Here is a 19958-nt window from a genome sequence, read left to right as displayed (position 1 = left end):
TGGGACGGGGGCGCGTCCCGCGGCGGAGAGCAGCTGCGCCGGTCCCGCCCCGCAGCAGGTCAGGCGAGTCGCCGGCGTGCGGAGTCGATCCTGTCGACCGCGGAGCGCAGGACGACGCGGATGCTCAGCACATGAGAGTCCGTCTGGGTGGCGACGACGGGGTGGACGGCGATGTCCGCGATCGCGGGGAAGTCGTCGACCAGCTGGGAGATCCGCAGCAGCAGGTCCTCGATGGGCGCGACGTTCATGATGGGCAGTCCCTTGTAGCCGAACAGTCGCGGCGCCGCCTTCACGGACCGGAGCATCTGAGAGGCGTCGACGTCCGTGAGCGGCGCGACGCGGTGCGCGATGTCGCCCACCAGCTCCGTCGTGTCCCCGGACAGGGAGAACGACACGACGGGTCCCAGCAGGGGGTCTTCGCCGCCGCGCACCACGCACGCGGTGCCCGGAGGCGCCATGCGCTGGACGTCGACGTCGTAGGGGCCCTCCTGGGTGAAGGAATCGATGACCTCGCGGATCTGCCCGTAGTCGTCGCGCAGCTCGCCCGGCGTCTCGATGTTGAGGCGGACCCCGCCCAGCTCCATCCGATGGCGCAGACGGGTGTGGACGGCCTTGAGCGCAACGGGGTAGCCCAGCTCCTCTGCCGCTTCGAGCGCCTCATCGACGGACGACGTCGTGATGTGCGGCAGGACCGAGATGCCGTACGCCTGCACGAGTTCGCGGGTGCGGGACGGGGAGAGGACCACGGTCTCGTCGCCCTCGACCTCGTCGAGCGCGGAGTCGATGACGGAGCGCGCCGCACGACGGTCGATCCTCTCGAGCTCCGGGTAGTGGCCGTGGTCCTCGCCGCGCCACATCGCGTAGTCAGTGGTGCGCGCGAGTGCGAGGACGGCGTCCTCCGGCCCGAAGTAGCTGGGTACGGTGCGGCGCTCCGGCGTGCCCTCGTCGCCCGGGACGAAGGCGGTGAGCTCTTCGCGCACGCCCTGGACGCCGGAGAAGCACGCGACGGTCGTCTGCGTCGCCTGGGCGGCCTGCTCGGAGAGGACCCCCGCGATCTCCTGATCCGAGGCTCCGGCGGACGGGGTGAAGCTCACGATGACGGAGTCGACGTCATCGCGGGAGTACATCTGCGCGAGTGCCTCTGCGAATTCGTCCGCGCGCACCTCAGGGTGGAGCGACACGGGGTCGCAGTCGACCACGAGACCTTCGGCGCGGGCGGCCTGGACGAGGAGCGTCCCCATGGCCGCGGAGTTGCCGATGATCCCGACCCTCCGGCCTGTGGGCAGGCGCTGGGCTGTGAGCACCTGGGTGATGTCGAAGAGCTGGCGGATGGAATCGGCTCGGAGGATCCCCGCCTGCGTGAGGATCTCGTCCAGCGCTCCGCCCGCGCGCTCCGCGAGACCGGAGAGGCGCACCTGGTGGCCCGGGGGCAGCTCCTGACCCGTGAGATCGGACTTCACGACGACCACGGGCTTCACCCGGCTCACGCGACGGGCGATGCGCGAGAACTTGCGCGGATTGCCGATCGATTCCAGGTAGAGGCCCACTGCCTTCGTCGCGGGGTCCTCCTCCCAGTACTGGAGCAGGTCGTTGCCGGACAGGTCCGCGCGGTTGCCAGCGGACACGAACGTGGACATGCCGAGTCCCAGCCGGGTGGCGCGCGCCAGCAGCGCGGTGCCCAGCGCACCGGACTGGCTGAAGAGGCCCAGGCTGCCCGGCTCCGGGAGGAAGGGGGACAGCGACGAGTTGAGGGCGACATCGGGGGCGGTGTTCGCGATCCCGAAGCTGTTGGGGCCCACGACCCGCATGCCGTGGGACCGGGCGGTGGCGACGACCTCGCGCTGGAGTGCTGTGCCCTCCGGCCCGGCCTCCGCGAAGCCGGAGGAGATGACGACGACCGCCTTGACCCCGTGCGCGGCGCAGTCGCGGACGACGCCGCTGACGGACGTGGCCGGCACGGCGATGACGGCGAGGTCGGCCGGCTCCGTCAGCTCGTCGAGGCTGCGGACCGTCTGCACTCCTGCGATCGACTCCGCCTCCGGGTGGACCACGGTGAGCGTGCCCTGGAACCCCGCCGACGTGAGGTTGCGGACCAGCAGGTTGCCGGTGGAGTGGCGCTTCCGGGACGCGCCGATCACGACGACGGAGGCCGGGTGGAGGACGGAGCGGACGCTCAGAGCCTCCGCGCGGTGCTCCCGGGCCGCGATGACCTGCATCGCCCGGTCGGTCGGGTCGATCTCGAACCGGACGGCGACGACGCCGTCCTCGAACTCCCGTGACACCTCGTATCCGGCGGCCGCGAACACCTGCAGCATCGGACGGTTGTGGGGCAGGACCTCGGCGGTGAAGACGGTGATGCCGACTTCGCGGGCGGCGACGGCGAGGTGCTCGAGCAGGATCGAGCCGATCCCGCGCCCCTGGTGCGCGTCCGCGATGTTGAAGGCGACCTCTGCTGATTCCGGATCGATCCGGTCGAAGCGGCCCACACCGATCACCTCGTCGCCGACGACCAGCACGAAGGCGACGCGGTCACGGTGGTCGACTGTGACGAAACGGTCCAGGTCCTTCGTGGGGATCTGCGGCATGGGGGCGAAGAAGCGCAGGTACACGGATTCGGGCGACTGTGCCCGGTGCATCCGCTGCAGGGCCGCGGAGTCGGACGGGACGATGGGGCGCAGGTGGGCCGTGCCTCCGTCGCGGAGGACGACGTCGGCCTCCCAGTGGGCGGGGTAGCTCGTCATACGGGAAGCATATGCGGGATGAGTGGCGCATATGCTGGGCGCATGGCAATTCCGCATGAACTCATCTCCGATCTCCAGGCGGCCGGGTACTACCCGCAGCTCGCCGGGACCATGCTCGTCGAGAGCCTGTTCGATGAGGAGATCCGTTCGCACTTCGTCCACATCGACACGCATGTGGACCTCGACTCGATCCACCGGCACGTGACGGCGTTCGCGATCACCCCCACCCGCCTCCTCATCGCGCACGTGGACGACGATCCCGCCCCGCGTCCGCTGGGACAGCCTCCGCGTGCGATGACGTCGTCGGAGGCGATCGAGCTGGACGGCATCCGCACTGTCCTCATCGGACGCACGTACGAGCGCCCCGCTCAGTTCGAACCGGGGCAGGCCCCCGTCGAGGTGTCACTCACACTCGGGTGGGGATCGACGACCCGGATAGACACCTTCCCGGAGGCCTGCACCGATCCGCAGTGCGATGCGGACCACGGCTACGGCGGCAGCCTGCTGTCCGAGGACCTCACGCTCCGCGTCTCCGCCCAGGCTGAGGGGCCGGACGCCGTGGCGCGCGCGCAGGCCTTCGCCGTCGAACTCCGCAGGGCCTCCTTCCGTGCGACCCGCGACAGGGGCTGAACCGCTGATGGTCGACGATTCGCCGGCGCACCCGATCGGCGGCACCGCCCCGCTGACGATCCCCACCCCGGACTATGCGGGGCCGCTCCTGTCCGACGTGCTCCCCGCCGCGGCGCTCGCCGTGGGTGCGGAGCACATCCTCGCGCCCGAAGCCGTCGCCCGGGCACAGCGGATCGCCCCGGACACCGCGGCCCGGACGGCCGTCGTCGTGCTCATCGACGGACTGGGCTCGCGGCTGCTGCGGCGCAGGGCGGCCCACACCCCGTTCCTGCGCTCCCTGCTGCCGGACGAGACGCTGCTGAGCGCGGGCTTCCCCTCGACCACGGCGAACTCCCTGTCATCGCTGGCGACCGGCATGCTGCCGGGTGCGCACGGCGTCATGGGCTACACGCTGCTCGATCCCGACCGCGATGAGGTCTTCAACCAGCTCACGGGCTCCGACCACGTCGACGGTCGCGTGTGGGTGCCGGACGCCACGCTGTTCGACCGGCTCATCGCCGGGGGGATCGACGCGGTGAACCTGGGAGAACCCAAATTCGACGGACGCGGACTCAACCGCGGCTCGATGCGCGGGGCCCGGTTCCGCGGATCGCGGACCCTCGACGAGCGCGTCGACCATGCTCTGGAGGCGCTGCGGGCGCCCGGTCAGCGGGTCGTCTACCTCTACTGGGGCGCCCTCGACAAGAACGGGCACGTCCACGGCGTCGACTCGTGGGAGTGGCTCGAGGAGCTCGAGAGCGTCGACGGCAGCCTCCGCAGACTCGCGGCGGCCCTGCCGCACGACGCCGTCATGGCGGTGACGGCCGACCACGGGATGATCGACGTGCCCCATGAGACCCGCCTCGACCTGGCGGACCACCCCGCGCACCGCGATCTCCTCCGCGCCGTCGGAGGGGAACCGCGCGCGGCTCATCTCTACGCCCGGGAGGGGGCATCCGCCGACGCGCTCGCGGCGTTCCGGACCCTGGTGGGGGAGCGGGGCACCGTCCTCACCCGCGCCGAAGCGGTGGGCGCAGGTCTCTTCGGTCCAGTCCGCGATCGCAACCTGCCGCGGATCGGGGACCTCGTCGTCATCGGTGAGCCCGGATTCGGGATCGTGGATTCGGAGAACGACTCCGCCGCTGCGCTGTCGCTGCTGGGCCACCACGGTGGAGTGACGGCCGACGAGCTCGAGATCCCGCTGCTGCTGAACGGGTGACGTCGGCCCCCGGCTCGTGCAGCCGGCCGACCTCTGTCGGCTGAGCCTGTCAGCTGCGATGGCCTCCGCGCGGCGCCGTGTCGTCCACGTCCACGATCGCTCTGCGGGGGGTGGGCCCAGCACCCCGTTCGGGGCGGTAGATGACGTGGCGGTACATGAGGTAGCGGAACACGTTGCCCAGCAGCACTCCGACGACATTGCCGGAGATGTTGTCCGCGAACGTGGTGGTGAAGCCCAGGACGTAGTGGGAGAACCAGAGGCAGCCCACTGCGATGAGCAGACCCACCGCGTTGACGGCGAAGAAGCCCACCGCCTCCTTCACCGGGGTGTTCGACTTCCCGTCGCGGAACGTCCAGTAGCGGGAGCCGATCCACGACACGGTCGTCGCGGCGGTGACGGAGAGGACCTTCGCCCACATCGGTCCCATCCCCACCGTCTCGAGCCGCAGCAGATTGAAGAGTCCGATGTCGACGATGAAGGCGATGCCGCCGATGACGGAGAATTTCCCCACTCGGCGGAGCTCCTTCAGCAGTCCCATGTGCGCAAGACTAACGGCGGATGAGGACGGTGCCGCACAGCGTGCATAGACTGTCTCCCGTGACTTTCCCCAAGATCGGCGTCGTGGGCGGCGGACAGCTCGCCAGGATGATGGCGCCCGCAGCAGAGGCGCTCGGCGTCTCCTTCCATGTCCTCAGTGAGGCCGACGGCGCGTCGGCCGCGCAGGTGTCCGCATTCGTCACGGTGGGCGACTACCGCGATTGGGATGACCTCAAGGCGTTCGCGGACACCGTCGACGTCCTCACCTTCGACCACGAGCACGTGCCTCCGGAGCACCTGCGGGCGCTCGAGGCGGCCGGCCACAGTGTGCATCCGGGCCCCGACGCGCTCATCCACGCGCAGGACAAGCTCGTCATGCGCGCGAAGATCGATGAACTGGGTCTGCCCAACCCGCGCTGGGCGGAGGTGGGCTCCGTCGAAGAGCTCGAATCCGCGGCTGCCGACCTGGGTCTGCCGCTCATCCTCAAGACTCCGCGCGGCGGCTACGACGGCCACGGGGTGCGGGTCATCCATGACCCCGCCGAGGCCGCTGACTGGTTCGCCGACGCCCCCGGCACGCTGCTCGCAGAGGAGAAGGTCGCCTTCACCCGTGAGCTCGCCGTCATGGTGGGGCGGTCGCCGTCCGGCCAGACCGCAGTGTGGCCCGTCGTCGCGACACACCAGCAGGACGGGGTGTGCAAGGAGGCGCTCGCGCCGGCCCCCGGACTGTCCGCGGAGCTGTCCGCCCGCATCCAGGGCGACGTCATCGCACTGGCCACTCGCCTGGGCGTCACCGGCGTCATGGCCATGGAGATGTTCGAGGTCGACGGCGGGTACCTCGTGAATGAACTCGCGATGCGCCCCCACAACACGGGCCACTGGTCGCAGGACGGCTCCCTCACGAGTCAGTTCGAGCAGCACCTGCGCGCGGTCCTCGACCTGCCGCTGGGCGACCCGTCCGCGCACGCGCCGCTGACGGCGATGGTCAACGTGCTGGGTGCGGACCGCGACGACCTCTACCACGCCTACCTCCACGTGCTCGCGCACGACCCCGCCGTCAAGGTGCACATGTACGGCAAGGGCGTGCGGCCCGGCAGGAAGCTGGGGCACGTGAACCTCGCGGGCTCCGGAGATCCCGCGCGGCTGCTGGCCCGCGCCCGTCACGCGGCGGACTTCATCGCGGGAGTGGACACGAACCCTCACCCGGACTTCAGTGATGCCGCGCATGCGGCGGGCCTCGGGATCGCGGGTCCCGACAGCAGCGGCCCGACGACGGGCGCAGCGGCGACGACGGCCTCGGCGGCGGGTCCTCCCGATCCGCGGACCGACGACCGGCCACGGGTCGGCATCGTCATGGGTTCGGACTCCGACTGGCCGACGATGTCCGCCTCCGCAGATGCGCTGCGGGAGTTCGGCATCCCTTTCACCGCAGAGGTCGTGTCCGCGCACCGGATGCCCGAGGACATGGTCGAGTGGGGCCGCACGGCCGCTGACCGCGGACTCGAGGTGATCATCGCCGGCGCGGGGGGCGCCGCACACCTGCCGGGGATGCTCGCGTCGCTGACCTCGCTGCCGGTGATCGGCGTCCCGGTCCCGCTCGCGCACCTCGACGGGATGGACTCGCTGCTGTCCATCGTCCAGATGCCCTCGGGCGTCCCCGTCGCGACCGTGTCCGTGGGAGGGGCCGCGAACGCGGGTCTGCTCGCGGTGAGGATCCTGGCGACCGGCGCGGTGGGTGACGAGGCGCAGGACGGCACTGACCTGCGCGCCGCGCTCGATGACCACCGGGCAGCGCTGCGGGAGAAGGCGATGGCCAAGGGCCGTGCGCTGTCGGAACGGGTCGCCGGCGAAGGCGGCGCGCACCACTGAGACCAGACCCCCGCGACGGCGTCCTCCCCGGGCCTCGTCGCAGAGTGACAGTCCGATCGTCGGGCGACGGCCCGCACATGAAGGAGTACGAGCATGACATTCGATCTCTTCCGTCCCACCGAGGAGCACGACGAGCTGCGTGCCGCCGTCCGTGACGTCGTCGAGGGGAAGATCACCCCGCACGCCGCAGAGGTGGACGCGGACTCGCGCTATCCGCAGGAGGCGCACGACGCGCTGCTCGCAACCGACTTCTTCGCCCCGCACGTGCCGGAGCAGTACGGCGGTGTGGGCGCGGACGCGCTGGCCACGGCGATCGTCATCGAGGAGGTGGCGCGCGGCTGCGCGTCCTCGTCGCTCATCCCCGCCGTCAACAAGCTGGGCTCCATGCCGGTGCAGCTGGGCGGCGGCGAGGAGGTCAAGGAGAAGTACCTCACGCAGCTGGCGGAGGGGCGCGGGTTCTCCTACGGCCTGTCGGAGCGCGAGGCGGGCTCCGACACCGCGTCCATGACGACGCGCGCGGTGCGCGACGGCGACGGCTGGACCCTCAACGGTGTGAAGACGTGGATCACGAACGCGGGCGAGTCCGACCTCTACACGGTCATGGCGGTCACCGATCCGGACGGTGCGCGCGGACGCAACATCACCGCCTTCGTCGTCGAGAAGGGCGATGAGGGCTTCACGTTCAGTGAGAAGGAGCGCAAGCTCGGCATCAAGGGCAGCCCCACGCGCGAACTGATCTTCGACAACGTCCACCTGCCCGCCGATCGGATCGTCGGAGCGGAGGGCGAGGGCCTCAAGATCGCTCTGCGCACCCTCGACCACACGCGCGTGACGATCGCGGCGCAGGCCGTGGGCATCGCCCAGGGAGCGCTCGACTACGCGATGGGCTACATCAAGGAGCGCAAGCAGTTCGGGAAGGCCATCGCGGACTTCCAGGGCATCCAGTTCATGGTCGCGGACATGGGCATGAAGCTCGAGGCGGCGCGTCAGCTCACCTACGTCGCCGCGGCGAAGAGCGAGCGGGAGGACGCGGACCTGGGCTACTTCGGTGCGGCGGCCAAGGCCTACGCATCCGACGCGGCGATGGAGATCACGACGGACGCCGTGCAGCTGCTCGGCGGTGCGGGCTACGTGGCCGACCACCCGGTCGAGCGCATGATGCGCGATGCGAAGATCACGCAGATCTACGAGGGCACGAACCAGGTGCAGCGGCTCGTCATGGGACGCAAGCTGCTGGCGTGAACCGGAGGCGCGTGCGGGGCGCTCTCGCGCTCGGACCCGCGCGTTCGGCGTGCGAGCCCGTGCGTGCGGCGTGCGGACCCGCGCGTGCGGCGTGCGAGACGTCACCTGGGCACAGATTTCGACGATCTCGGGTGCTGGAGCGACGTCTCGGATCGGCAGCGGGATGCCGACCCCTCAGCGCCTCCGCACTCCCTCACGATGTCCGCCCGCAGCGGTTCGGCGGTCCGGGGGTGCGCCGGAGCAGACGCGGAGCGCTGTGAGGCGACCGTGGGCCGTGGGGGAGTGACGGGGGCAGCGCGAAGCGGCAGACTGGAGGGTGCCGATCCACCTGCACGAGGAGCCCGCCATGAAGATCGCACGCCGCATCGACGATCTGGGGACGGAGACCGCCTTCGCCGTCGCTCGGGCGGCCGCCGAGTGGAAGGCGCGCGGCAACCGCGTCTTCCCGTTCCACCTGGGTGACATCGACCTGCCCACCGCTCCGCACATCGTCGAGGCGATGAATGCTGCGATCGCGGACGGGAAGACCGGCTACTGCCCGGGCCCCGGCATTCCGGAGCTGCGGGAAGCGCTGGCCGATGACATCGGGACCCGACGGGGGATGCGGATCTCCCCGGACCAGGTCGTCGTGACGACGGGCGGCAAACCGGTCATCACGAAGTTCCTCCAGACCGTCATGGACCCGGGGGACGGCGTGCTGTACCCGAACCCCGGCTTCCCGATCTACGAATCCCAGATCGCGTACCTGGGCGGCGTGCCGCTGCCGTACCGGTACATCCCCACCCCCGACGGCTTCGCGATCGACCTCGACCACCTGCGCTCTCTCATCACGCCGCAGACGACTGCGCTCATCTACAACGACCTGCAGAATCCGATCTCTGCGGAATCGACGGACGCAGAGCGCGAGGCGGTCGCGCAGATCGCGCAGGAGCACGATCTGTGGGTGCTGTCCGACGAGGCGTACTTCGAGATGCGCTACGAGGGAGAATCGCGGTCGATCGCCGCACTTCCGGGAATGGCGGAGCGGACGGTCATCCTCTACACGTTCAGCAAGAAGTTCGCGATGACGGGATCGCGACTGGGCTGCGCAGTGGCGCCCCGCGCTGTGGCGGACGTGCTCTCCACCCTCAACACGAACGACGAATCCTGCACCACGCACTTCGTCCAGTGGGCCGGGATCGCGGCTCTCACGGGCACGCAGGAGCCGGTGCGCCTCATGCTCGACGAGTTCCGCGCACGGCGCGACGCGGTGTGCGGCCTCGTCAACGCGATCCCCGGGATGACGGCCGCCGTGCCCCAGTCGACCTTCTACGTCTTCCCGGACGTGACGGAGGCCGTCCGGAGGATGGGGCTCGCGGACGTCGGTGAGTTCGCGCAGCAGGCCCTGCACAGCACCGGTGTCTCCTTCTGCACGCGGGAGCACTTCGGGACGAGGCAGCCGGGCGAGGACCGGGAGTACATCAGGCTCGCGTACTCCGGGATCGGTCTCGAGGACATCACAGAGGGGCTCACCCGCCTGCGCGAATGGGTGGCCGATGCCTGAGCTGCCCTGAGCTGCCCTGAGCGATCTCGAGCGCCCATAGGCGACCAGCGGTCTCGCGCGTCTGCACCCGTGCGTGCGGACGCGGTCTGATCCGGACGTCCAGGGATCTCCCACCGACCTGCCGGGGTGGGGTCCGTGAGAACCGTCCTCTGATCGTGCATGGTTGTGCTGTCGTACGTCCGCTCCACCCCGAGGCGCCCTGTGACCGAAAAGCGTTCGCTGCAGTATGCGGATCCCGTCCGCGAACCCCGCCACCTCGACGCCCCGCGTCGCGACGTGCGGGGGTGGGTGCTGCTCGCGGCGACGATGCTGATGCCCGGCAGCGTGCAGTCGTTCTTCCGCACGCGGGGATCCCGGATCCCCCTGGTCATCACTCTGCTCACCTGGCTGCTGCTCGCGGTCGCACTCATCGTCGTGCTCATCCGTCGCCAGTTCGCATTCACCCTCGCGACGAACCCCTTCATTCTCACGTTCCTGCTCGCCCTGCTCGTCGTCGCGGGCGTGAGCTGGGTCCTGTGCCTCCTGGACACCGTGCGCAGGGTCAGGCTCCACACGCTCAGCCCCAGGGCCAGGAAACGGTTCCTGGCGGCGGCTGCGGTCGCAGTCCTGGTCGTCACGGGCGGCACCGCCTACAGCTCCTTCATGATGAACAGCCAGCGCGAGCTCATGTCCGACCTCTTCGCCGGCGGCCTGGGTGAGCGGCCGGCGGACGGCCGGTACAACATCCTGCTCCTGGGGTCCGACGCGGGAGAGGGCCGGGACGGGATCCGGCCGGACAGCATCACGTTGGTGAGCGTCGATGCGAAGACCGGCGGCGCCGTCATGATCGGCCTGCCCCGCAACATGCAGAACGTGCCCTTCACCGAAGACAGCCCGCTGGCGGCCGTGCACCCGAACGGCTTCGACTGCGGCGACGAGTGCCTGCTGAACGCCGTCTACCAGCAGGGGGAGGAGCACGCGGACGAGTACCCGGACGACGTCACCCCCGGTGTCGAGGCGATGAAGGAGGCCGTCGGCGGAGTGACGGGCCTCGATGTCCAGTACCACGCGATGATCGACCTCAAGGGCTTCGAGAGCCTCATCGATGCGATGGGAGGCATCTCCGTCGTCTCGGAGAAGCGCGTGCCCATCTCCTCCGAGGTCGATCCGTCCACCGGGCAGCACGGCCCGGTGAAGAAATGGATCGAGTCCGGCGAGCATCACTTCGACGGGTACCACGCGCTGTGGTTCGCGCGATCGCGCGAGTTCTCGTCCGACTACGAGCGGATGGTCCGGCAGCGGTGCGTGCAGGACGCGATGGTCCAGCAGCTCGATCCCTCGACGCTCCTGCTGCGCTTCCAGGACATCGCACAGGCGGCCCCGGACGTCGTGTCGACGGATATCCCGCAGGTCCAGGTGGACCGCTTCGTGGACCTGGCGCTCAAGACGCGCACCGCCGGGACGACCTCCGTCGACCTCACACCTCCCGAGGTCAACCCCACCCGTCCGGACTTCGCCGACGTCCGGCAGCTGGTAGCTGACACCGTCGTCGAATCGGAGCAGACGGCCGAAGAGGCCGAGGCGGCTGCCGAGACGTCCGTCGGGCCTGCGGCGACGACCGTCGCAGCGCTTCCCACGGATGCGACGGGTGCGACGCAGGAGGTGTCCCTGTGGGCCGCGCCTGTGGCCGGGGAGACCGGGGACGAGCAGGATGCGGAAGATTCCGAGGCAGACGCGGCTGCGATCTGCAGCGTTCCCTGACGAGCACGGGCGGACGCTGCCCGTGCGTCGATGGCCTGTCGGGGGTGCGTCACGTCCCGTCTCGAGCGTCTCGTCTCGTGCGTCTCGCCTCGTCGGCCCCTGAGCGGCAGCGGTAGGCTGTTCCAGCTGTCGTCTGTCGGGGGTGCCTGAGGGGAGCCCTGGCGCGCCGGACGTGACGAGTATCACCCTCGATCGTGCTCGATCCGCTCGATCTGACGGGATTCCCGCAAAACTTTTTCAGGCGCCGTTCGGCGCGAGAACATGCGGAACCACACGCGTGTCATTTCCGTTTCGGGCGAGATTTCAACTGAGACACGCCGAAAATATGTAACAATCTTGAGATGTTGAGGTGGTTCGCCGCATCCAGCGACGACCCCACTTCGTAGAAGCCTCCTTCCCTGACTTCCTCGCAAAGGCTGAAACGATGAGAATTCTGGTCCCTTCTGTAGCCGCATGCGCGGCCGCGGTCATGGTGACGACGTTCGGACTCTCGAGTTCGACCGCCGCGATCGCGGTTCCTGTCAATCCCGAGATCAGTTCGTCGCCCCTGACGGACATCAGCGACGACGGCCTCGACGAGATCGGGGCGCGCGCCTCGTCCGAATCCACCGCCGCCGCGTCGAACCGCGCACTGACCAACGTGCCCGGACTCCTGCGCGCCAGCGGCGCCACGACTGCCACGAACGTCGCTGCAGGCCCGATGACACCCCACAGCGGAGCATTCGAGGCCGCGAACACCGGGCTCACGGATTCGTCGGCGGAGTCCGCGGAGGACGACGCGCCCGGACTGGGCGGGCCCTCCGGACCCGCGACCGATGCAGCGGAGGACCCCGACGTGTCCGGGTCCGCTGAGTCCTCCGAGCCGGACGAGACCGATGCCCCCGTCGTCGGGTCCGTTCAGGAGGAGACCGAGGACGGCACCTCGATCGCTGCGATCTCCGAGGCCGTGGACGTTCCCAGCGGCAATCCGAGCGTCGTGGGCGTGACCTATGAGGGCGACACCGACGTGTCGTTCGAGGTCCGGCAGAAGGCCGGTGGCGAATGGGGCGCGTGGACCGACCTGGAGATCGAGAACCTCGACGAGGGCGGCAACGGTACAGAGCCGTTCATCGTGTCCGGCGCGGACGGCGTCCAGCTGCGTGTACTCGGCGCCGCCGACGCACCCGCCGCGACCGAACTCGTCCTCGTGGACCCGAAGTCGTCGGCGGGTGATGCTGCCGCAGTCGAGGAGAACCAGCCGGTCCTCCCGCCGCAGGCCGATGCGGGCGAGCAGTCCGCAGCGCCGTCCGACGAGGCCGAGGTCCCCGCGACGGATGCTGCGAACGCAGCACCCGCAGACGGTGCGTCCGCGCAGAACGCGTCCTACGTCCCGGGCAGCTCGTCCGTGCAGAACACGTCCGTGAAGAAGGTCGACAAGCCGTCCATCGGCTCCCGCAAGTCGTGGGGCGCCAAGGAGAGCATGCGCAACGGCTCTGCCGACTACGCGAGCTCCGTCAAGGCCGCGGTCGTCCACCACACGGCCGGTGCCAACGGCTACAGTGCGGGCGACGTTCCCTCGATCCTGCGCGGCATCTACAGCTTCCACACGCAGGGCCGCGGCTGGAGCGACGTCGGCTACAACGTCCTCGCGGACAAGTACGGCCGCCTCTGGGAAGGCCGCGCCGGTGGTCTCAGCAAGGCCGTGATCGGCGCGCACGCCGCCGGCTACAACACCGGGTCCTTCGGCATCTCCGTCATGGGCACCTACGACAAGGCGGCACCGCCGCAGAAGACGATCGACGCGGTCAACCACGTGATCGCCTGGAAGCTGTCGCTCGACGGTGTGTCCGCGGCGGACAGGACCACGCTGGGCGGCACGCGCGTCCGCACGGTGATCGGCCACCGCGACGTCGGCCAGACCGTCTGCCCCGGTGCTGCGTTCTACTCCAAGCTGGGCGGCATGCGCTCTGCGATCGAGAAGATGCAGGACGGTGGCGACACCCCTGAGGACGAGAAGAAGAAGGACGACGAGAAGAAGAAGGACGAGAAGAAGGACGACGAGAAGACGTCCAAGACTCCCATCGAGAAGAAGTACGAAGGCAACGTCGAGCAGCTGGGCAAGCCGTCCGGCGAGGAGTTCAAGATCGCCGGCGGCCTGGGCCAGAAGTACGCGAAGGGCCACATCTACTACACGAAGGACACCGGCGCGCACATCGTGAAGGGCGTGTTCGATGACCGCGTGGACGAGGATCTCCTCAAGACGATCGGCTTCCCGAAGACCGACTCGAAGGGCGGCCTCACGGATGACGGCCAATACCAGCCGTTCCAGAAGGGCTCCATCCACTACACGGAGGCCACCGGTGCGCACGCGACGACCGGCATCCTCCAGAGGTACTGGAAGGACAAGGGCTATGAGAATGGGCACCTGGGGTACCCGACAGGTGAACTGACGGTGGAGGACGGCCGCGCCGAGCAGGCGTTCCAGGGTGCACGCCTCGTCTGGGCAGAGGGCTACGGCACGACCGAGTTCTCCGCTGAGGGCGATCTCAATGCCGATGTCGAGGACCTGAGCCCCCGTGACGGAGGTGAGTCCGGCGAGCCCGGGGAAGGCCCGTCGGACGAGCCCTCCGTCGAGCCGTCGGAGCAGCCGACGACGGAGCCCACAGAGGATTCGTCGCCGGAGCCCTCCCGCAGTGCCTCGCCCGAGCCGACGACGACTCCGTCGCCCAAGCCGACGAAGACGGCTGATCCGAAGCCTTCGAAGAAGCCGGAGAAGTCGGAGGAGCAGAAGGACGAGGAGAAGCGCGCCGCGATCATCGCCGAGGCGAAGAAGCACATGGGCGCGCCGTACCGCTGGGGCGGAACGTCCCCGTCGGGCTGGGACTGCTCCGGGTTCACGCAGTACGTCTACGGCAAGCACGGGATCGACCTGCCGCGCCACACCAGTGCGCAGAAGAACGCGGGGACGGTGATCTCCGCCGAGGAGGCGAAGCCGGGCGACCTCGTCTGGATCCCCGGCCACATCGGCATCATCTCCGAGACCAAGGGGCAGATGTACGACGCGGGATCCTCGCGCACGAACACCTCGAAGCGCAGCTACAGCTGGATGCTCGATCGGGGAGCGGTCTTCGTCCGCGTGATCTGATCGCGGAGCCCGGAGGGCGGGGAACCCTTCGGCGCGCCGGTCACGAGCGGTCCCGCACCTGAACAGGGTGTGGGGCCGCTCGTGCGTGGTTCGGCTGTCCGAGTGGCCTATCGTAGGCTTCGCGGGACGGGTTGGATGCGGGTGGATGAGGAGATGAATGCAGCGGCTGACGAACACCCGGAAGGATTACGCCTGGGGCAGCCCGACGGGCATTCCGGAGATCCTGGGGCAGGAGCCGGACGGCACGCCCGTCGCGGAGCTGTGGGTCGGCGCGCATCCCGGTGCGCCGTCCACGGTCGACGGCCGCAGCCTCGATGCGCTCATCGCTGAGGACCCGGCCCGGTTCCTGGGCCGGGAATCCCTTGCGCTGTTCGGTCCCCGACTGCCGTTCCTCCTGAAGGTCCTCTCCGCCCGCAGCGCGCTGTCCATCCAGAGCCACCCGACCCGGGAGCAGGCCGAAGCCGGGTTCGCGCGCGAAGAGGCGGCAGGGATCCCGACGGATGCCCCGCACCGGACGTACAGGGATTCGTGGCACAAGCCGGAGCTGCTCTACGCGTTGGACGAGTTCCACGCACTCTGCGGATTCCGGCCCGTCGCAGCCGTCCTCGCGACGCTCGACAGGTTCGCGCACGCACTCGAGACCGCCGGGGCTCCCGCCGAGGCGCGCGACGCCCTGACGGCGTGGCGAGCCGCGCTGACCCGACCACCGGGGGATCCGCGCGCTGACGCCGTGGTGCTGCGCGACGCGGTCGAGCGCCTCCTGGGTGAGCCCGCGCGGTTCGGCGCACTCGCCGACGCCCTGGCGGCTGCCCTGGCCGATTCTGCGCTCCGCTCTGCGGCTGCGGACGACCCGTCGCGCGTCGGCAGCAGCACGGATCCTGCGCGCACGCTGCAGGAGACGCACGCGGACTTCCCGCACGACCCGGGGCCGCTCGTCGCAGTCATGCTCCGGCGCCACCTCCTGCAGGCGGGCGAGTCGCTGGCGGTCGAGTCGGGGAGCATCCACGCGTACCTGCGGGGCATGGGCGTCGAGATCATGGCATCGAGCGACAACGTTCTGCGCGGCGGCCTCACGGCGAAGCACGTCGACGTGTGCGAGCTGGTCCGCACGGCACGCTTCGACACGCACGCCCCGGACCTGCTCCTACCGGACGACGACGGTGAGCTGCGGGGGAGGACCGACGACTTCGTCCTCACGGTCATCACGGAGGCTGCGGGCCGTCGCCTGGAGCGCCCCGGTGCGCTCACCCTCCTGTGCACGGAAGGGGCCTTCACGCTTCGTGCCGAGGGGCCGGACGACGGCGGCTCCGCCGCATGCGAGCTGGCGCGCGGGGACTCCGTGTGGATTCCGGCGGATGAGCCCCGCCCCGCGGTGACCGGCATCGGGTCGCTGTTCGTCGCCAGTGCGGGACTGTGACACCCCTGGCCGCGACGGACCGGGCTGCGACGGACTGGGCTGTGACGGGCTGGGCTGCGACGGACTGGCCCGCGACAGTCTGACGCGCGCACACACGACAGCGGTCGGGGATCCCTCAGGGAATCCCCGACCGCCGTCCCAGAGAGCAGGCTTCTGTCGCGCCCGCCTGCCGATCAGGCGACTGTCGCAGCCTCCGGCACGTCTCCGGTGAGGGGCTCGAGGCCCTGGGTCTTCTCCTGGATCTCCTCGACGCTCACGCCGGGGGCGCGCTCGATGAGGCGGAATCCCGTTCCGGTGACGTCGAGGACCGCGAGGTCGGTGATGATGCGCGAGACGACGCGCTCACCGGTCAGCGGCAGGTCGCACGCTTCGAGCAGCTTCAGCGATCCGTCCTTGGCGGTGTGGTCCATGAGGACGAGGACCTTCTTCGCGCCGTGGACCAGGTCCATCGCGCCGCCCATTCCCTTGACCATCTTGCCGGGGATCATCCAGTTGGCGATGTCGCCGTTGCCGGCGACCTGCATGCCGCCCAGGATCGCCACGTCGATCTTGCCGCCGCGGATCATGCCGAAGCTCACCGCGGAGTCGAAGAACGCCGCACCGGGGTGCATCGTGACGATCTCCTTGCCCGCGTTGATGAGGTCGGCGTCGATCTCGTCCCGGCGAGGATAGGGGCCGACGCCCAGCAGCCCGTTCTCCGACTGGAGGACGACGTGGACGCCTTCGGGGATGTAGTTCGGAACGAGCGTGGGCATGCCGATGCCCAGATTGACGTACGAGCCGTCGGCGAGCTCCTCAGCCGCGCGGGCGGCCATCTGATTGCGTGTCAGGCTCATGAGTCAGTCCTCCCTCACGGTCATCTTCTCGATGGGCTTGTCCGCGACCTGCTCAGGGGTGAGCGGGAGGACGCGGGCGACGTAGATGCCCGGCAGGTGGACGTCGTCCGGGTCGATCTCGCCGACCTCCACGAGCTCCTCGACCTCTGCGATCGTCGTGTTCGCGGACATCGCCGCCGGTGGGTTGAAGTTGCGGGCGGAGGCGTTGAAGACGAGGTTGCCGGCCCGGTCGCCCTTCGCCGCGCGGACCAGGGCGTAATCCGTGGGCAGCGACTCCTCGAGGACGTACTCCTGCTCCTCGCCGAACGTCGTGAGCGTCCTCGTGTCCTTCGTGGGCGAGGACTTCACGACGTTTCCGTCGCTGTCGTACTTCCACGGGATGCCGCCGTCCGCCACCTGCGTGCCGAGCCCTGTGATCGTGTAGAAGGCGGGGATGCCGGCGCCTGCAGCGCGCAGCTTCTCTGCCATCGTCCCCTGCGGAGTGAGCTCGACCTCGAGCTCTCCCGACAGGTACTGGCGGGCGAATTCCTTGTTCTCTCCGACGTAGGAGGCGATGATGCGGCTGATCTGGCGTGTCTCGAGGAGCTTGCCCAATCCGCGTCCGTCCACCCCCGCGTTGTTGGAGATGACCTCCAGATCCTTCGCACCCTGGTCGCGGACCGCGTCGATGAGCACCTCGGGCACTCCTACGACTCCGAAGCCTCCGACGGCGATGCGTGAGCTGTCGGGGATGTCCTTCACCGCTTCTGCTGCTGTCGAAACCACTTTGTCCATGCTTCGGATTATTGCACGGGACCGTCTCGACGTGACGGCGTGTCCGCTGGGCCGGGGGGAGCGGATCGACAGGCCGTCGAGGAGCGCTCAGTCCACCTGGCGCAGGACCACGAGACCGTGGAGGAGCCCTGCCAGCACCCGGCCCCACTCCGTGGTGGAGCGAGGGGCCTCGGTGACGACGACCTCGGTGCTGTGGCTGTCGGACGCCGCGGGGGCCTGCTCCGTCAGCCCGGCGAATGCTGCCGACTCCGTCGTGGCGGCATCGCCGAACGACACGCTCGCGAGGGCTCCCACGGGTGCCTCGTCGGGGTGGGTGCGCAGGGCGGTCGCGTAGTCGATCGTGTCGACCGGTGCGTCGACGCTCAGGGCGAGTGGGGCGATCGGGAAGACGAAGACCTCGTCGGCGGAGTGGGTGACGGGGTCCTCGGCGCGGTGCTCAGAGGCGAGTGCGGCCCAGCCGCTCTGCGGCTCCTCGTCTGCCACGATGCGCACGCACGCACCCAGCGACCACGCTGCGAGGGCACCCGTCAGCGCGCGCCAGTGCAGTCCGGCGGAGTCGACGATGCCGAGGTCCAGGTCCGGTCCGACCTCGGAATCGGCCAGCAGGCCGTGCGCCTTGTGCGCCCAGTTCGCGAGGACGGGGCCGGTGAGTTCGAGGGAGGCGCCGTCCGGGCCCTCCCAGCGCAGGACGGGACGGCGGAGTTCGGCGAGTGCCGCGAGGTAGGTGCGCACGGGGTGTCAGCTTCCTGTCGGAGTGGGGGTGAGTTCGATGCGGATGTCTGCACCGCCGGGGGCGCCGGTGTCCTCCCAGAGCCAGTCCGTCTCGCAGCGGAGGTCCTCGGCGGCCAGTGCCGTGGCGATGCGTTCGACGAGGGCGCCCAGGCCCACGGCCGCCTCGACGAGGGGGTGGCCCGCCGATTCGGGCCGGGAGGCCTCCGGGCGCGGTCGCACACGGATGGAGGACCCGGAGCCGGTGAGCGTCAGCCGCCAGCCCGCCTGCCCCGGAGTGCGGGGAGCGCCGCTGCGGGCGACGGCCAGCGCGCGGGTGGCCCGGGCCAGGATGTCGTCGGAGTCGTCGCCGGACGGGGGAGTGATCGCCGGGTCAGCCGGGTCGACGCCCAGGGCAGTCCACGCCGCTTCGACGTGCCCGGTGCGGAACCAGTCGTCCGACAGCGGTCGAGACAGCCCTGCACCGCCGGTGCCGGATTCCGTGACGACCTCGCTCACGCCGCGGACGATCGCCACCGGTCGTCCCCGCGCGGAGCCCTTCACGAGGTCTGCGGCCTGCGCGATCGCATCCGCGACGGCGCGCACCGTCACCTGCTGGGGGCGGCCCGCATCGTCGGGCTCGCCCCGCTGCGAGTCGAGGGGGTCGATGCCCGCGCAGCCCAGGACGAAGTCGGAGACGCCCACCCGCCACGGCCGTGACGAGGTGTCCGAGACGATGACGCCCAGGTGCACGCCGAATCGGTCGGACAAGGACGTGCGCAGCCGCGCGGCGGATGCGTCCGGGTCCTGCGGGTGGAGGAGGACGTCGTCATCGCCGTCCGTGTTCGACTGGTCGAGCCCCGCGGCGGCCTGGACGGTGCCGGACGCCGTGCGCACGACGTTGACCGTGACGCCGGAGGAGTAGCGGCGGCGGACGACCGTGTGCCGCGAGTGCGCATCGACCAGCCGTTCGAAGTCCTGCCGGGTTCCTGCCCGGGCGAGCGCGTTCTCCGCCTTCGCGACGACCTTCGACGCCACGACCACGACATCGCCGTCCTTGAGGTCGAGGCCGCTGGCGGTCATCGCGCCCCCGATCTCCCGTCCGAGGTCCGTTCCCGGACGGATGCGGCCGATGCCGGGCACCGCGTAGGCGGTCAGGAGACGGCTGGATTCGGCCCTGCGGTGCGGCGCGGGGGGTGAGGAGGTCATGGCCCTATCGTTGCAGACGAAGAACGTCCGAATACTCACAGCATCACATCCGCGCCACAGGTTGTGGTCACCGGTGCCGCTCTCCACCACATGTAGTGAACGGGCTGCGCGGGTGAGTGTGAACCCCTCGAACAGCAGTTCTAATGGGCTGAAGGGTACCCGTCGACGGCTTGACGGAAGGGTAATGACACACGTGTAATTTCAGTATGAGTCGGACGCGTCGGGCAGATCAGTCGGCGCCGATGATGAAAGGGGGAGGACACGTGACACCAGCACACAGACTGAGGGATTCAGCAGGAATGAGCGCGGTACCGCAGACGGAGGCGCCTGCCGGGCCGCTGCGCGAGAGCGTAGCGGACAGAGCGGCGGTCGACTGGTTCGTCGACCCGG

14 protein-coding genes are annotated in these 19958 nt (G+C 69.7%); 8 read left to right on the top strand and 6 right to left on the bottom strand.

The window, feature by feature from the left end; translation table 11 throughout:
- Positions 1-59 precede the first annotated feature (59 nt).
- Positions 60-2741 (bottom strand): bifunctional acetate--CoA ligase family protein/GNAT family N-acetyltransferase, encoded by a 2682-nt coding sequence (locus BJEO58_RS10060; protein WP_101589341.1) that lies wholly within the window; start codon positions 2739-2741, stop codon positions 60-62.
- Positions 2742-2783: 42 nt separating this feature from the next.
- On the opposite strand from BJEO58_RS10060, the gene BJEO58_RS10055 reads away from it, so the two are divergent.
- Both BJEO58_RS10055 and BJEO58_RS10050 read left to right on the top strand, forming a co-directional pair.
- Positions 2784-3371: a DUF5998 family protein gene (locus tag BJEO58_RS10055; RefSeq protein ID WP_101589340.1), complete on the top strand. Its 588-nt coding sequence runs from the start codon at positions 2784-2786 to the stop codon at positions 3369-3371.
- Between the two features lie 7 nt (positions 3372-3378).
- Positions 3379-4569, top strand: a complete 1191-nt coding sequence (locus tag BJEO58_RS10050; RefSeq protein ID WP_101589339.1) for an alkaline phosphatase family protein — start codon at positions 3379-3381, stop codon at positions 4567-4569.
- 49 nt (positions 4570-4618) lie between these two features.
- Here BJEO58_RS10050 and BJEO58_RS10045 read toward each other — a convergent pair whose 3' ends face one another.
- Positions 4619-5107, bottom strand: coding sequence for a GtrA family protein (locus BJEO58_RS10045; RefSeq protein WP_101589338.1), 489 nt, complete (start codon positions 5105-5107; stop codon positions 4619-4621).
- 59 nt (positions 5108-5166) lie between these two features.
- Between BJEO58_RS10045 and BJEO58_RS15385 the strand changes: the two genes are divergently transcribed.
- From BJEO58_RS15385 to manA, 6 genes are all read left to right on the top strand, one after another.
- Complete coding sequence (locus BJEO58_RS15385; RefSeq protein WP_101589337.1) at positions 5167-6975, top strand: 5-(carboxyamino)imidazole ribonucleotide synthase; 1809 nt, start codon at positions 5167-5169, stop codon at positions 6973-6975.
- Between the two features lie 93 nt (positions 6976-7068).
- Positions 7069-8217: an acyl-CoA dehydrogenase family protein gene (locus tag BJEO58_RS10035; protein WP_101589336.1), complete on the top strand. Its 1149-nt coding sequence runs from the start codon at positions 7069-7071 to the stop codon at positions 8215-8217.
- Between the two features lie 346 nt (positions 8218-8563).
- On the top strand, positions 8564-9760 hold the full coding sequence (locus BJEO58_RS10030) for a pyridoxal phosphate-dependent aminotransferase (RefSeq protein ID WP_101589335.1): 1197 nt from the start codon (positions 8564-8566) through the stop codon (positions 9758-9760).
- Between the two features lie 201 nt (positions 9761-9961).
- Positions 9962-11500 (top strand): LCP family protein, encoded by a 1539-nt coding sequence (locus tag BJEO58_RS10025; RefSeq protein ID WP_101589334.1) that lies wholly within the window; start codon positions 9962-9964, stop codon positions 11498-11500.
- Positions 11501-11924: 424 nt separating this feature from the next.
- Positions 11925-14624 carry an NlpC/P60 family protein gene (locus BJEO58_RS15345; protein WP_101589333.1) on the top strand — a complete coding sequence of 900 codons (2700 nt, stop codon included), beginning with the start codon at positions 11925-11927 and terminating at the stop codon, positions 14622-14624.
- Positions 14625-14781: 157 nt separating this feature from the next.
- Positions 14782-16041, top strand: coding sequence for a mannose-6-phosphate isomerase, class I (gene manA / locus BJEO58_RS10015; protein ID WP_101589332.1), 1260 nt, complete (start codon positions 14782-14784; stop codon positions 16039-16041).
- A gap of 173 nt (positions 16042-16214) precedes the next feature.
- Here manA and BJEO58_RS10010 read toward each other — a convergent pair whose 3' ends face one another.
- The 4 genes from BJEO58_RS10010 to BJEO58_RS09995 all read right to left on the bottom strand — a co-directional run bounded on the left by BJEO58_RS10010 (position 16215) and on the right by BJEO58_RS09995 (position 19568).
- Positions 16215-16877 (bottom strand): 3-oxoacid CoA-transferase subunit B, encoded by a 663-nt coding sequence (locus tag BJEO58_RS10010; RefSeq protein ID WP_101589331.1) that lies wholly within the window; start codon positions 16875-16877, stop codon positions 16215-16217.
- 3 nt (positions 16878-16880) lie between these two features.
- Complete coding sequence (locus BJEO58_RS10005) at positions 16881-17651, bottom strand: CoA transferase subunit A (RefSeq protein ID WP_101589330.1); 771 nt, start codon at positions 17649-17651, stop codon at positions 16881-16883.
- An 87-nt stretch (positions 17652-17738) separates the two neighbouring features.
- Positions 17739-18383, bottom strand: a complete 645-nt coding sequence (locus tag BJEO58_RS10000; RefSeq protein WP_101589329.1) for a hypothetical protein — start codon at positions 18381-18383, stop codon at positions 17739-17741.
- Positions 18384-18389: 6 nt separating this feature from the next.
- On the bottom strand, positions 18390-19568 hold the full coding sequence (locus tag BJEO58_RS09995) for a coenzyme F420-0:L-glutamate ligase (protein WP_101589328.1): 1179 nt from the start codon (positions 19566-19568) through the stop codon (positions 18390-18392).
- Positions 19569-19958: the final 390 nt, after the last annotated feature.

The organism is Brevibacterium jeotgali (genome assembly GCF_900169175.1).
GTDB lineage: Bacteria > Actinomycetota > Actinomycetes > Actinomycetales > Brevibacteriaceae > Brevibacterium > Brevibacterium jeotgali.
The sequence above is the reverse complement of the archived record's forward strand: the minus strand, read 5'-3'. Positions and strand labels throughout refer to the sequence as shown.